The sequence below is a fragment of the Mesorhizobium sp. M0571 genome (assembly GCF_040320985.1).
Classification (GTDB): domain Bacteria; phylum Pseudomonadota; class Alphaproteobacteria; order Rhizobiales; family Rhizobiaceae; genus Mesorhizobium.
This window is the reverse complement of record NZ_JAMYQT010000001.1, coordinates 308,425-322,490: the sequence shown is the minus strand read 5'-3', so window position 1 is coordinate 322,490 and position 14,066 is coordinate 308,425. Positions and strand designations below refer to the sequence as shown.

At 62.7% G+C, this 14,066-nt stretch carries 12 protein-coding genes and 1 riboswitch; of the genes, 5 read left to right on the top strand and 7 right to left on the bottom strand.

Annotated elements, in window-relative coordinates; all coding sequences use genetic code 11:
- Positions 1 to 199: 199 nt before the first annotated feature.
- Positions 200 to 1,213, bottom strand: coding sequence for a thiamine ABC transporter substrate binding subunit (gene thiB / locus NKI85_RS01520; RefSeq protein ID WP_352522846.1), 1,014 nt, complete (start codon positions 1,211 to 1,213; stop codon positions 200 to 202).
- A 43-nt stretch (positions 1,214 to 1,256) separates the two neighbouring features.
- Positions 1,257 to 1,371: riboswitch (TPP riboswitch) on the bottom strand.
- Positions 1,372 to 1,498: 127 nt separating this feature from the next.
- Here thiB and NKI85_RS01515 point away from each other — a divergent pair.
- From NKI85_RS01515 to NKI85_RS01500, 4 genes are all read left to right on the top strand, one after another.
- Positions 1,499 to 2,143, top strand: a complete 645-nt coding sequence (locus NKI85_RS01515) for a thiamine diphosphokinase (protein WP_352522847.1) — start codon at positions 1,499 to 1,501, stop codon at positions 2,141 to 2,143.
- 15 nt (positions 2,144 to 2,158) lie between these two features.
- Positions 2,159 to 3,973 carry an ABC-F family ATP-binding cassette domain-containing protein gene (locus tag NKI85_RS01510; RefSeq protein ID WP_352775461.1) on the top strand — a complete coding sequence of 605 codons (1,815 nt, stop codon included), beginning with the start codon at positions 2,159 to 2,161 and terminating at the stop codon, positions 3,971 to 3,973.
- A 138-nt stretch (positions 3,974 to 4,111) separates the two neighbouring features.
- Entirely contained in the window at positions 4,112 to 4,273 is a 162-nt protein-coding gene (locus NKI85_RS01505) for a type II toxin-antitoxin system CcdA family antitoxin (RefSeq protein WP_502900637.1), read from the top strand.
- A complete protein-coding gene (locus tag NKI85_RS01500; protein WP_352522850.1) occupies positions 4,273 to 4,572 on the top strand; it encodes a CcdB family protein in 300 nt (99 codons plus the stop codon). Before NKI85_RS01505 ends, NKI85_RS01500 begins: the two co-directional genes overlap by 1 nt.
- Before the next feature lie 32 nt (positions 4,573 to 4,604).
- Here the strand turns inward: NKI85_RS01500 and NKI85_RS01495 are convergent, their stop codons facing one another.
- A complete protein-coding gene (locus NKI85_RS01495) occupies positions 4,605 to 6,281 on the bottom strand; it encodes a hypothetical protein (RefSeq protein WP_352522851.1) in 1,677 nt (558 codons plus the stop codon).
- Positions 6,282 to 6,355: 74 nt separating this feature from the next.
- A complete protein-coding gene (locus tag NKI85_RS01490) occupies positions 6,356 to 7,654 on the bottom strand; it encodes an adenylosuccinate synthase (protein WP_023680654.1) in 1,299 nt (432 codons plus the stop codon).
- 319 nt (positions 7,655 to 7,973) lie between these two features.
- On the opposite strand from NKI85_RS01490, the gene NKI85_RS01485 reads away from it, so the two are divergent.
- Positions 7,974 to 8,876 carry a DMT family transporter gene (locus tag NKI85_RS01485; protein WP_352522852.1) on the top strand — a complete coding sequence of 301 codons (903 nt, stop codon included), beginning with the start codon at positions 7,974 to 7,976 and terminating at the stop codon, positions 8,874 to 8,876.
- Positions 8,877 to 8,961: 85 nt separating this feature from the next.
- On the opposite strand, the gene serA is transcribed toward NKI85_RS01485, so the two are convergent.
- The 4 genes from serA to NKI85_RS01465 form a co-directional block, all read right to left on the bottom strand.
- Positions 8,962 to 10,560, bottom strand: coding sequence for a phosphoglycerate dehydrogenase (gene serA, locus NKI85_RS01480; RefSeq protein WP_352522853.1), 1,599 nt, complete (start codon positions 10,558 to 10,560; stop codon positions 8,962 to 8,964).
- 198 nt (positions 10,561 to 10,758) lie between these two features.
- Entirely contained in the window at positions 10,759 to 11,934 is a 1,176-nt protein-coding gene (locus NKI85_RS01475) for a phosphoserine transaminase (RefSeq protein ID WP_352775458.1), read from the bottom strand.
- A gap of 189 nt (positions 11,935 to 12,123) precedes the next feature.
- Positions 12,124 to 12,873, bottom strand: coding sequence for an outer membrane protein (locus NKI85_RS01470; protein WP_352775455.1), 750 nt, complete (start codon positions 12,871 to 12,873; stop codon positions 12,124 to 12,126).
- Positions 12,874 to 13,098: 225 nt separating this feature from the next.
- Positions 13,099 to 13,938: an outer membrane protein gene (locus NKI85_RS01465; protein WP_352522856.1), complete on the bottom strand. Its 840-nt coding sequence runs from the start codon at positions 13,936 to 13,938 to the stop codon at positions 13,099 to 13,101.
- Positions 13,939 to 14,066 lie beyond the last annotated feature (128 nt).

Here is a 14,066-nt window from a genome sequence, read left to right as displayed (position 1 = left end):
CCCTCTGTCCTGCCGGACATCTCCCCCACTTGGGGGGAGATCGGCAGCGTCCGCGCCTCGCTCAGTCCTGCAACGTTGGAGATTGGCGAAAGCCGAAATGACGGCCAATCTCCCCCCTCGTGGGGGAGATGCCAAGCTTTGGCAAAGAGGGCAGGACAGAGGGGGGCGCCGTAGAGCGAACATCTTCGTCGGTGAAAGCCTACTTGCTCATCACCGCCAGCCACTCGTCGACCCAAGCCTTGCGATTTGCCGCCACCTCCTCCGAGCTGAACAGCAAGGTTTTGGTCGGTTTGACGAGCTTGTCGAAAGCCGGGTTGAGCGGCTTGTCGGTCTTGCCGGCCGGGAACATCCAGTTGGTCTCGGGAATGACGTCCTGGAATTTCGGCCCGGTCATGAAGGCCATGAACTTTTCCGCCAGCGGATTCTTCGCGCCCTTGGTGGTGATCCCAGCGACCTCGATCTGCAGATATTCGCCTTCCTCGAAGGACGCCGCCTGGTAGCGCTCGGTGTTTTCGGCAACCATGTGATAGGCCGGCGAGGTGGTGTAGGACAGCACCATCGGCGCCTCGCCCTTGGTGAACAGGCCGTAGGCCTCGCTCCAGCCCGGCGTTACCGTGAGCACCTTTGCCCTGAGCTTGGCCCAGGCTTCCGGCGCCTTGTCGCCATAGACCGACTTGACCCACAACAGCAGGCCAAGGCCCGGCGTCGAGGTGCGCGGATCCTGGATGACGATCTTGTCGCCGGCATCGCCCTCGACCAATTCCCTGAGGCTCTTCGGCGGGCTCTTCAGTTTTTCGGTATCGTAGACGACGGCGAAATAGCCATAGTCGAACGGCACGAAAATACCGTCGCTCCAGCCGCCCGGCACGCTGACGTCCGACACGGCGCCATGCGGCGAAAACAGGCCGGTTGCCTTGGCATCTGCGGTCAAATTGGTATCGAGGCCAAGCACGATATCGGCTTTGGTCGCGGCGCCTTCCAGCTTCACACGGTTGAGCAGCGCGACGCCGTCGGCGACCGAGACGAATTCGACGACGCAGCCGCACTCGGCCTCGAAAGCCTTCTTCACCGCCGGTCCCGGACCCCAATCGGCGGTGAAGCTTTCATAGGTATAGACGGTCAGCTTATCCTGTGCCGATGCCTGCCCTGGCAGGGCGAGCGCGGATGCTGCAAGCAGGACAATCGAGACAAGAGAGTGGAAAAAACTGCGCATCGGCGCCTCCTTCGTTCGCGTTGAAAGGAATTGAGGCGTCGGGCTGTCCGAAACGTCTAATCCCTCCGCCGGTACAAACCGGATCAGGTTCAGCGGGTTGGCAGTCTTGCCTCTCAGCCGGTCCGCGAAGATCGCGTCCGGCACCCCGTTAGAGCGTTTCGACACATAGGCCCGGCCGAAGTGCCGCGCAAGCGGAAGTTTGCCGGGCATCCAAAGCGCGGCCTTCCGTTTCGTCTGCCGTTTCATCTTCCGTTTCCGGGGCAGGGCTGGTAAGGGCCACGAGATATGAGCACATTCACCATCCTGCTTGGCGGCGATCTCATCCGCACGCCGCTGCTCGACCGCCAGGTCGCCGGCACGCGCGTCATTGCCGCCGATGCCGGCATCGGCCATGCCCGTATGCTGGGCCTGAGGCCGGAACTCTGGGTCGGCGATTTCGATTCCGTGCCTGCCGATTTGCCGGAGGATCTGGCCGCCGTGCCACGGCAGGTGTTTCCCGCTGAAAAGGACAAGACCGACGGTGAACTCGCTATCGCCGCCGCGCTCGAACGCGGTGCGACCAGCCTTGTGCTCGCAGGCGCCTTCGGCGGCAAACGCACCGACCACATCTTCCTGCATCTGGCGCTGAGCGTCCGGCTGGCGGAAGGCGGAACGGAAGTGCTTTTGACCAGCGGCGCACAGGAAGGCATTCCTTTGCTGCCTGGAAAGACCGGCTTCGACTATGTCGACGGCACGCTGTTTTCGGTGCTCGGCTTTTCGGATCTCGCCGGCCTGACAGTCACCGGCGCCAAATGGCCGCTCGACGATGTCGAGGTTGCGTTCGGCTCGTCGCTAACCATTTCCAACGAGGTCAAGGGCCGGCTCGAAATCGCGCTGGCCAGCGGCCGCGCGCTGCTGCTCGCGCATCCCTACCCTCTTCCGGAAAGCTGAGCCCAGAAAGCTGACATGGCGCCGCCGCTTCTCAATCTCGACGGGATAAAGCTGACCTTTGGCGGCACGCCGCTGCTCGACGATGCCGCCCTGACGGCCTCAGTTGGCGACAAGATCGCCCTGGTCGGCCGCAACGGCTCTGGCAAGTCGACGCTCCTCAAGATCGCCGCCGGGCTGATCGAACCACAGGACGGCGAAGTCTTCCGCCAGCCATCGGCGACCGTGCGCTACTTGCCGCAGATGCCCGACATGGACGGCTTTGCGACTGTCCGCGCCTATGTCGAGGCGGGGCTCGGGCCGGCCGACGATCCTTACCGCGCCACCTATCTGATGGAGCATCTCGGCCTATCCGGCGAGGAACGGCCGAACGATCTCTCCGGCGGCGAGGCGAGGCGCGCCGCGCTCGCCCGCGTCATGGCGCCGGAGCCCGACATTCTCCTCCTCGATGAACCGACCAATCACCTTGACCTTTCGGTTATCGAATGGCTGGAGGAGGAGCTTGCCCGCACCTCCTCGGCACTGGTCGTCATCTCGCATGACCGGCGTTTTCTCGAACGCGTGTCGCGCGCCACAATTTGGCTCGACCGCGGCCAGACCCGCCGTCTCGACAAGGGCTTTGCCTATTTCGAGGAATGGCGCGACATCGTGCTGGAGGAGGAAGAGCGCGAGCAGCACAAGCTCGGCCGCCAGATCGTGCGCGAGGAGCACTGGCTGCGCTATGGCGTGACGGCAAGGCGCAAGCGCAACATGCGCCGGCTCGGTGAGTTGCAGACCATGCGCCAGCGCTTTCGCGGCCATCGCGGCGCCGAGGGTGCGGCGACGATGATAGCCAGCGACGCCGCCGAATCCGGCAAACTGGTGATCGAAGCCAAGAACATCGAGAAGAGCTTTGGCGATCTGACCGTGGTCAGGGGATTTTCGACCCGCATCCAGCGCGGCGATCGCGTCGGCCTGGTCGGGCCGAACGGCGCCGGCAAGACGACGCTATTGAAGATGCTGACCGGCGAATTGAAGCCGGACGCAGGCACGGTGCGGCTCGGCACCAATCTGGAGATCGCCACGCTCGACCAGAAGCGCGAAGCCGTCGACCCGCAGGAGACGCTGGCGCAGTATCTGACCGACGGGCGCGGCGAGAACCTCGTCATCAATGGCGAGCAGCGGCATGTCGTGTCCTACATGAAGGACTTCCTGTTCAAGCCGGAACAGGCGCGCACGCCGGTGCGCGAGCTTTCGGGCGGCGAGCGGGCGCGGCTGATCCTCGCCCGCGTTTTGGCGCGGCCGGCAAACCTCCTTGTGCTCGATGAGCCGACCAACGATCTCGACATGGAGACGCTGGAGCTGCTGCAGGAACTGGTCGCCGGCTTTGCCGGCACGGTGATCCTGGTCAGCCACGATCGCGATTTCCTCGACCGCACCGTGACCAGCATCATCGCGCCGGAAGGCGGCGGCCGCTGGATCGAATATGCCGGCGGCTATTCCGACATGCTGGCGCAGCGCGGCGGCACCAGGCTGGACGACCGCAAGGCGCGGCCGAAGCCAGAAAACGGCGAAGCGGCAACTAGGAGCGAAGCGGCCGCGCCGAAGGGCCCGGCGAAGAAACTGTCGTTCAAGCAGAAATTCGCCCTGGAATCGCTGCCCAAGAAGATCGAGGCGGTGTCGGCCTCGATCTCGCGGCTGGAGAACAACATCGCCGATCCGGCCTATTACGAGCGCGACCCGGCCTCGTTCCAGAAGACGATTGCCGCGCTCGACAAGGAGCGAACCACGCTGGCAGCACTCGAGGAGGAGTGGCTGGAACTCGAGATGCTGCGGGAAGAGATGGAGGCATGAGAGGTTGCATGCACGCTCATATGCGCCTACATTATGCGCATAAATGGGAGCGACTCCATGCTTCAATCGACTCCAAAAGCCCAAAGAAAGTCGGTTAATACATCGATCGACTCCAGATTGATCGAGGATGCCAAAGCGTTGGGCATCAATATATCCCGCGCTGCGGAAGAGGGCATCGCCAAGGCGATTTCGGCCGAAAAAAACCGGCGGTGGCAAGAGGAAAACAAGGAAGCGATCGACAGTTCCAATGACTATGTCAGGCGCAACGGCTTGCCTTTGGCCAAGTACCGGCTGTTTTGATGGCGCGTTATGATTTCTATCAGAGTGCCGAAGGCGACGGTTACCTTCTCGATGTCCAGTCCGACCTTCTGGGACGGCTCGACACGAAGGTAGTCGTCCCGCTGATGCCAGCCAACAAGGCCCCGGTGCCGGGCCGCCGGCTAAATCCTATCTTCACCATCAACGGTAAGGACCATGTCATGGTCACTCAATTCATGTCAGCCTTGATGACCTCTGAATTGCTCATCGCCGAAGGAAATCTTTCTCGGCATCACGACGACATCGTGACCGCACTCGACATGCTGTTCCAGGGCTTCTGAACGGTACCAGCGACCGGACCAATACCTCAGCTTCAGCCCGCCGTTTTGGCCTGCCAGGCCTTCAGCGCCTCGTCGAACACCTTCTCGCCGGGAATGCCCTTTTCCATGGTGAGCAGCGCCCGCCGCCCGGTCTTGTAGACGACCGGCACGTCGATCCAGTCCTGGCCCCTGAGCAAGGTCAAATTGGCGTCTTCATCCGCCTTGGTGTCGTTGAGCGCAACCAGGAAGAAACCGTCGGCGATCTTGGCCGGGATGCCGATCAGCGGACTGCCGGCATCTTGTTCGGAGCCCTTCATGGCGACACGCAGGATGTTGTCGACACCGCCGCCCTCGAAGCCGTTAGGCGTCAGGAAGATCATCTCGATGATATGGCTGGCCGGCAGCGTCTGGTCGGTGTTGCGACGGATCGTCATGCGCAACTGGATATCCTTGCCTGGAATAGTCGCCTCGGCGCGGATCGCCGGCTCGGGCGGCAGGTCGCCGCCGGGCGATTCCTGCACCAGCGACCAGACGATGTTGCCGGGCTCGGCCGAGCCTTGAGCGGTGCTGGTGCGTTCCTCGTAGAAGATCGCCTTCTGGCCGACCGCCAACGCGGCTTCCGGTGGAACTACCGTTGGTGCCGCTGCCGGTGCGGGCGGTGTGGCGGCCGCTGCGGGCGCGGGCGGGGCAGTCGCAGCATCGGCGGGTGCTGCCTCTCCGTTGGCGGGCGGCGTTGCGGGAGTTGGTGCAGCCGACCCATCGACTGCTGGAGCAGTGGCCGGGGCTTGCGTGTCGGCAGGTGCGGCCGGTGCCGGCGCGGCGGGTGCCGGGGTGGTCGGAGCTTGTGCGGCCGACGGCGGCGTGGTGAGTGCGGCGACGGATTCGCCTTCGCCGATGCCCGCCTGCCCGGCTGCGGGGCCGGGATCCACTTCGTGGCCCTCGGGCGTCAGGCGCTGCGTGAACTTCGCGCCTTCGCCGGCCTCCGTCGGAGGCGCGGCGGCCGGTACGGCCGCGTCGGCCACCGGCTTGGCCGGGGCTGGTTTTACCAGCGGTTCGGTGGCGACGGCTTTGGTCCCGTCGAGGCCGAACATACTGCCGAACGCCTCCTTGTTCAGCCACATGCCATAACCCCCACCGGCAATGACGAGCAAGGCGATGACGGCGGCTATCACGCCGCCATAGCTGCGCCTGCGCTCGGCAGGATGGAGCCGCTGGAACCTGTCCTCCGCGGGGCCGCCGTCGTTGGAAAAGTCATCGTCCTGAAAAACGCCATCTTTGCCATCGGCCGTCGGAAGATCCATGTCGGATGACGGCGAACCAGCGCGCTCCGGAGGAAGAGCGACGGGCTGCGGCTTTTGCCAATTCGGCGCCGCCTTGGCGGGCGTGGGCTGCCATGCCGGCCCGCTCTTTGCCGGCTCCGTCTTTGCCGGCTGCCGGACATGACTGGACTGGTTCTTGTTGCGGTCTATGGAGGAGAAGATGTCCTCCAGTTCCGCCAGCGGATCGGATGTCGGCGCAGGTTTGGCGTAGTCTCGCTCAATGCTTGAGATGGCCTCTTCGAGCGCACGCTTCTGCTTAGCGGCGTCCGACGGCGTAAGCGGTGGATCGCGGTCGGCAATCTTCTTCGCAATCGTCGAACGAGCCTTGTCGTAGACCCTGGCGCGCACCTCCGCCGACGGCTCGCCAAGATTATCGAGCGCCTTTTTCAGAACAGAAACAAAATCTACCATGCTTCAGTCGACCTGCATTTTGTTTCTGGGCCGGCCCCCGCAAATCAGCCGCAATGCCCGGAAAGGCTGAGAAACTAGTCTTGAAACGGATCGGTCACAAGTATCGTGTCGTCGCGTTCAGGGCTGGTGGAAAGGAGTGCGACCGGCGCGCCGATCAGCTCTTCGATGTAGCGGACGTATTTCACCGCCTGGGCCGGGAGGTCGTTCCAGCTACGCGCGCCGGCGGTGGTGCCTTTCCACCCCTCCAGCGTCTCGTAGACCGGTTCGACGCGCGCCTGCGCGCCCTGGCTGGCCGGCAGGTAATCGATCGCCTCGCCGTCAAGGCGGTAGCCTGTACAGACCTTGATCTCATCCAGCCCATCGAGCACATCGAGCTTGGTCAGCGCAATGCCCTTGATGCCGTTGACGGCGACGGCCTGGCGGACCAGCACGGCATCGAACCAGCCGCAGCGCCGCTTGCGGCCGGTGACGACGCCGAATTCATGGCCGCGCGTGCCCAGGAACTCGCCGATTTCGTTCTTCTGTTCGGTCGGAAACGGACCTTCGCCAACCCGCGTCGTATAGGCCTTGGTGATGCCGAGCACATAGCCGATCGCGCCCGGGCCGACACCGGACCCAGCGGCAGCCTGACCGGCGACCGTATTGGAGGAGGTGACGAACGGATAGGTGCCATGGTCGATGTCGAGCAGCGTGCCTTGCGCGCCCTCGAACAGGATGCGCTCGCCGGCCCGGCGCTTGTCGTCGAGGATTTTCCAGACGCGATCCATATAGGGCAGGATCTCGTCGGCGACCGAGATCAGCTCGCTCATGATCGCCTCATGCGTGACCTCGGCATGGCCCAGCCCGCGCCGCAGCGCATTGTGGTGCGTCAGCAGCCTGTCGACCTTCAAGGGCAGCGTTTCCAAATCCGCCAAATCCATCACCCTGACCGCGCGCCGGCCCACCTTGTCTTCGTATGCGGGACCGATGCCACGACGGGTCGTGCCAATCTTCGTTCCGGAATTGGAAGCGGCGTCCTCGCGGAATCCGTCCAGCTCCCGGTGCAAGGACAGGATAAGCGCGGTGTTTTCGGCTATTTTCAGGCGGTCCGGCGTCACCTCGACGCCCTGAGCCTTCAATTTCGCAACTTCCGCGACGAAGGCGTGCGGGTCGAAGACGACGCCATTGCCGATGATGGACAGCTTGCCTTGCCGCACGACGCCGGACGGCAGCAGCGACAGCTTGTAGACCTTGCCGTCGACGACCAGCGTATGGCCGGCATTGTGGCCGCCCTGGAAGCGCACGACAACGTCGGCACGCTCGGACAGCCAGTCGACGATCTTGCCTTTGCCTTCATCGCCCCATTGCGAGCCGACGACCACCACATTGGCCATGCTTCTTTTCCCTTGAGACGCCGCGCGACGCAGCTTGAAACGGTTCGAAACGACAGGCCTCTATCGCATCGGCCCGAAAATCGGAATCGATTTTCAAAAGCACGATGCGAAGATTAATAAGCCCTAGAGCGTACTTTGTGCGTCCAATTGGGCGCATGTCGCTCTATAGCGTCAAGACCCGGCGAGCGCGACCATTCTTTGCCGCCCAAAACGCTCCGAGGCACAACAATTTTCGCCTTTGACATCATTTACTTGCGCGAGCTGTCGCAATAGGCCCGCAACGACCCGTCATTTCTCTCTGCCTGGCCGGGACTTCACGATGCATCGAACCGCCTATCTGTTCCTGCTGTTCACCACCTTGCTGTGGGGCGGCAACTCCGTGGCGGGAAAGCTGGCGGTCGGTCATATTTCGCCGATGACGCTGGTCTTCCTGCGCTGGCTGCTGGCGGTTCTGATCTTGCTGCCGATCGGCTGGGGAACGCTGCGCCAAGACTGGCCGGTGGTGCGCAGGCAGTGGTTGCTACTTGGCGGGCTCGGCGCTTGCGGCTTCGCCTTCTTCAACACGATCTTCTACACGGCGCTTAACTACACCACGGCGATCAACGTCTCGATCGAGCAGGCGGCGATTCCGATCGTCATCATCATCGCCAATTTTGTGTTCTTTCGCCTGCGCGTCAACGGCGTGCAGGTCATCGGTGTCGTGCTGACCATCGCCGGTGTCGTGGTGACGGCGAGCCATGGCGATCCACGCCAGCTTCTCAGGCTGGATCTCAACTTCGGCGATGCCATCATGCTGGTCGCCGTGCTTTGCTACTCCTTCTATTCGGTGGGGTTGCGGCTGAAGCCGGTCATCCGCTGGCAGAGCCTGATGCTGGCGCTGTCGGTTGCCGCACTCGTCACATCGCTGCCTTTCTTTCTGTGGGAGATTGCCGCCGGCAGGGTCATCGTCCCCGATGCACGCGGCTGGGCGGTCGCAGTCTATACTGCCGTCGGCGCCTCGGTCATTTCGCAGATCTTCTATATCAGAGGCAACGAGCTGATCGGCGCCAACCGGGCCGGCCTGTTCATCAATCTGGTGCCGATCTTCGGAACGCTGCTGTCGGTGCTGATCGTCGGCGAGGCGTTCCAGCTCTATCAGGCGTTGGCCCTCGTGCTGGTGCTTGGCGGCATCGGCCTCGCCGAATACAGCGGACGGAAGACGGCGATATCCGCGGCTGAATGAAGTCGCTTGCCGCGACGTTTCACTGCGGTCCATCAACGACCGCGGAAGAGCTCCGCGTGCTGCCGCACACGGAGCGACCGAATTTTCAGGCGACGCCGACGTCGAAGCGCAGCCGCTTGGCCGAGTCGATCGATTTGTGCGAGCGCACCTGCGCCAAGACGTTTTCCGGGAACGGGGCATCGAGATAGAGCAGCGCGATGGCATCGCCCCCCGGCCGGTTGCGGCCGAGCTGGAAATTGGCGATGTTGACGCCGTTCTCGCCGCACACCGTGCCGAGCAGGCCGATAATGCCGGGCGCGTCGGCATTGGTCGTGTAGAGCATATGCTGGCCGACCTCGGCGTCGAGATTGATGCCCTTGATCTGGATGAAGCGCGGCTTGCCGTCCGAAAAACAGGTGCCGGCGATCGAGCGCGTCCTATGCTCGGTCTTGACCGTCAGCTTGATATAGCCATCGAACACGCCCGACTTGTCGCGCTTGACCTCGGCGACGATGATGCCGCGCTCCTTCACCATGATCGGCGCCGACACCATGTTGACATCGGCGACCTGCGGCCGAATCAGCCCGGCAAGGGTGGCGCTGATCAGCGCCCGCGTGTTCATCGTCGCGGTCGAGCCGTCGAACAGGATCTCGACTTCCTTGATCGGATCCTCGGTGACCTGGCCGACGAAGGCGCCAAGCACTTCGGCGAGCTTGACGAAAGGTTTCAGCCGCGGCGCTTCCTCGGCGGTGATCGACGGCATGTTGATGGCATTGGAAACGGCGCCCTTGATCAAATAGTCCGACATCTGCTCGGCGACGTGTAGCGCGACATTCTCCTGCGCCTCCATCGTCGAGGCACCCAGATGCGGCGTCGCCACCACGTTCTCCATGCCGAACAGCGCGTTCTTCTCCGCCGGTTCGACCTCGAACACGTCGATGCCGACGCCGGCCACCTTGCCGCTCTTCAAGGCCGCGATCAGGTCGGCCTCGACGATCAGCCCGCCACGGGCGCAGTTGATGATGCGCACGCCGGTCTTCATCTTGGCGATCGCCGCAGCGTCGATGATGTTGCGCGTCTTGTCGGTCAGCGGCGTGTGCAGGGTAATGAAATCGGCGCGGGCGAACAGCTCGTCCAGCTCGACCTTGTCGACACCGAGTTCCTCGGCGCGGCTGTCCGACAGGAACGGGTCGAAGGCGACGACGTGCATCTTCAGGCCGACGCCGCGCGTAGCGACGATCGAGCCGATATTGCCGCAGCCGATGATGCCCAGCGTCTTGCCGGTGATCTCGACGCCCATGAAGCGGTTCTTTTCCCATTTGCCGGCGTGGGTCGAGGCGTTGGCCTCCGGTATCTGGCGGGCCAGCGCGAAGATCATGGCGATCGCATGCTCGGCGGTGGTGATCGAATTGCCGAAGGGCGTGTTCATCACGATGATGCCCTTGCGGCTCGCCGCCGGGATGTCGACATTGTCGACGCCGATACCGGCGCGGCCCACGACCTTCAGCCTGGTCGCGGCGTTGATCAGCTTCTCAGTGACCTTCGTCGCCGAGCGGATGGCCAGCCCATCATACTGGTCGATCACCTCGAGCAGTTTTTCCTTGTCCTTGCCGAGATCCGGCAGATAGTCGACGTCGATGCCGCGATCCCTGAAGATCTGCACGGCGGTGGTGGAGAGTTTGTCCGAGACGAGAACGCGTGGCATGGGCTTGGTCCTTTGCGATTGGCGTCCCTCCCCGTTGAGGGGAGGGTCGGCGCGAAGCGCCGGGGTGGGGTCGTTGCGGCCGGGCGCGGCCGAAAATCTTTTCTTTTCTGGATGGCGTATCGTTGAGCTCGTATCGTTGAGCGGGTGGAGGCGACCCCACCCGGCCCTTCGGGCCACCCTCCCCTCAAGGGGAGGGAGTCAGGCGGCTGCCTTCAGCAACGCCTTTCGCGCGGCAAAGGCCCAGTCGAGCCACGGCAGCAGCGCTTCGAGGTCGGAGGCCTCGACTGTCGCGCCGCACCAGATGCGCAGGCCGGGCGGTGCATCGCGATAGGCGCCGATGTCATAGGCGACGCCTTCCTTGTCGAGCGCCGAGATGATGCCCTTGGCGAAGGCCGCCTGTCCGTCGGCATCGAGTGCCACGACATCCGGATCGGTGAAGGAAAGACAGACCGAGGTGTTCGACCGCGTTGCCGGCTCGACGGCAAGGTGGCCGAGCCACGAGGAACTCTTGACGAAGCCATCGAGCACTGCGGCATTGGCATCGGCACGGGCGATCAGAGCATCGAGGCCGCCGATCGACTTCGCCCAATGCAGCGCGTCGAGATAGTCCTCGACGCACAGCATCGACGGCGTGTTGATGGTTTCGCCCTTGAAGATGCCTTCGATCAGCTTGCCGCCCGAAGTGAGGCGGAAGATCTTCGGCAGCGGCCAGGCCGGCTTGTAGCTTTCCAGGCGTTCGACGGCGCGCGGGCTGAGGATCAGCACGCCATGCGCGCCCTCGCCGCCCAGCACCTTCTGCCAGGAGAAGGTGACGACGTCGAGCTTCTGGAAGTCCAGCCCTTGCGCAAAGGCGGCCGATGTGGCATCGCAGATGGTCAGGCCCTTGCGGCCGGCCGGGATGAAATCGCCGTTCGGCACGCGCACGCCCGAAGTCGTGCCGTTCCAGGTGAAGACCACGTCGCGGTCGAAGTCGATTTTCGTCAGGTCGGGCAGCGCGCCGTAGCCGGCTTCGATCCTGCGAACATCGGCGAGCCTCAGCTGCTTGACCGCATCGGTGACCCAGCCGGAACCGAAGCTCTCCCAGGCGACCATGTCGACACCGCGTTCGCCGAGCAGCGACCACAGCGCCATTTCGACCGCGCCGGTGTCCGACGCCGGCACGATGCCGATGCGGTAATCTGCCGGAACCTGGAGGAGCTCGCGCGTCAGCTCGATCGCCTGTTCGAGCTTGGCCTTGCCGATCTTGGCGCGATGCGAGCGCCCGAGCGCGGCATTTTTGAGCGCCTCGACCGACCAGCCGGGGCGTTTTGCACAGGGACCTGAGGAAAAATTGGGATTTGCCGGACGGAGTCCGGGCTTCGTATGCGTCGTCATCGTGGTCTATCCTTCCAGATAGTGGCCCCTCGTTGGGGAGGGGTGGCCCACGGACGGCGATATGCGTTCAGCCTTTCGGCGTCAAGGGGAAAGTTTTTGTCGCTGCCGGGATATTGCCGGCGCCCCGGGGCGAAAACGCAAACGGCCGGCCACGACCCGCCATTGTTAACGCCTCGGCTTCGATCGAGCCTACCAGAGATCGTAGCGCAATCCGATTTTGACTTGGTGATTAGTGATCCCTTTGCGGATCGGATAGGAAATCAGGCTCTCGACAGTCTGGTATTCGGCATCCGGTGCGGAAAAATACTGATAACCAAGATCGACCGAAACATTCTTGGACACTTGATAGGCAAGGCCGGCATTCAGCGTATAGGCGAATGAGTATTGGGTCTTGTTGTCATGCGTGACGAAATCGTCGGCGGGGTTGCCGTTGTTGGTGAAGTAGTCCGCCGAGAGACGACGCCTGCTCTGGACGAGACCGATACCGGCGCCGAGATAAGGCGTGATTCCGACATAGGTGCCAAGATCGACATAGCCGTTGAGTATGCCCGAGAACGCAAAGTTTTTCAGGTCTCCCGATGCCACGGTCGTTCCGCTGTCATAGCTGACGCCGATCTTGTTGCCGGGCAGATAGCCGAGATTGAGATCGGCGCGGAGATAGTCGTTGAAGTGGTAGCCGAAGCCTATGCTCGCAAAAACCGGATCCTCATTTTCTTCGTAGTTGGCAGCATTGAACCCTAAATCCACAGTCCTGTAACTCTTCTGCGCCAGATAAGAGACATCGCCGCGCAGATACCACCCCGAGCCAACCTCGACCGGCACATAGTCCGGCGCCTGGTCGACATAGACCGGCGGATCGTAGTCAGCGCCAAGCGCCGGCGTCAGCGGCATCAGTACGATTGCTGCAAGCGCCAGCACTACAGGCGATTTGAATGTCATGGTCCCGGCTCCCGAACTTGGCGCATTTTGCGGTCGCGCGCCGTATCAGGGAGCATTGTTAACCATAGTGGTTAAGTGCGGGTTAAGGATAACAAGGCGTTAGAGAATTGATTTCGATGCGCTTTCGCTCTTCGGGCGGGACGGTGTTCCAGCACTCCAGGCCGCCAAACGAAAACCGCCCGGCATCAGCCGGGCGGTCGACGAATTCCTGGATTTTCGAAGCGCTTACTTGGTGTAGACCGGCTCCGGTTCCGGAACATAGGGCTCCGGCGGAGCGCAGTCCGATCTGCCGAACTGATAGCGCAGGCCGCCGCGCACTTCGTGAACGTTGATGCCTTTGTCATAGCCGGGGCCGACATTGGGGAGCGAGGCATAGTCGAACATCTTGCCGCCGTTGATGTGGCTGAAGCGGTAGCCGACGTCGAGCTTGACGCGGTCGGTCAAGCAATAGGATGCGCCGACCATGGCAGCATAGGCAAAGCGCCAGCCCTTGCCGCCGGCATGATCGAATGAACCGTCGCTGTCCACATTGTGCAGCTCATCCCATTTGACCCAGGCACCGCCGATGCCGGCGCCGACATAAGGCGTGACGCCATGCCAGGTGCCGATATCGACATAGGCGTTGGCCAAGAGCAGCAGCGCCGAATAGGACGAGGTGTCGACCGAGGTGCAGGGCGTTTGATTGACGCCGCAAAACCCATTGGTCGAGCCGCGGAATTTGGATTTGCTCATCCAGTCCAAGGTGAGATCGGTGCGGAAATGCTCATCGATCTGGTAACCGACGCCGGCGCCGGCCGAGAAGGCGCCATCCAGCTTGCCGGTGGCGAACTTGCCGGGATTCTGGGGCGCTACACCGTAGGTGATATAGTCGCCACCACGAAACTTCGACCAGTGATAGTCGATGTCGCCGCGGATATACCAGCCGCCGAATTCGGCCGGCTGCTCGTAGGCAACTGGTGGCGGTGCCTCCTCGACCACGGGCGGCTCGACGAAATCGGCGGCGAATGCCGGTCCGACGCCGGCAAACAGCGCGGCCAGAAGAGCCATTCTAGCTGTGTTGAACATGCTTATCACCCCTGAGAACCCTCGAACGGCAACGCGCCCGAATATGATTGACCTCAGTTGTGGATAATGAATTGGAAAGGTTAAAAGGCGTTTAACCGTATCGATTAACCACGACTCCGTAAAATTCG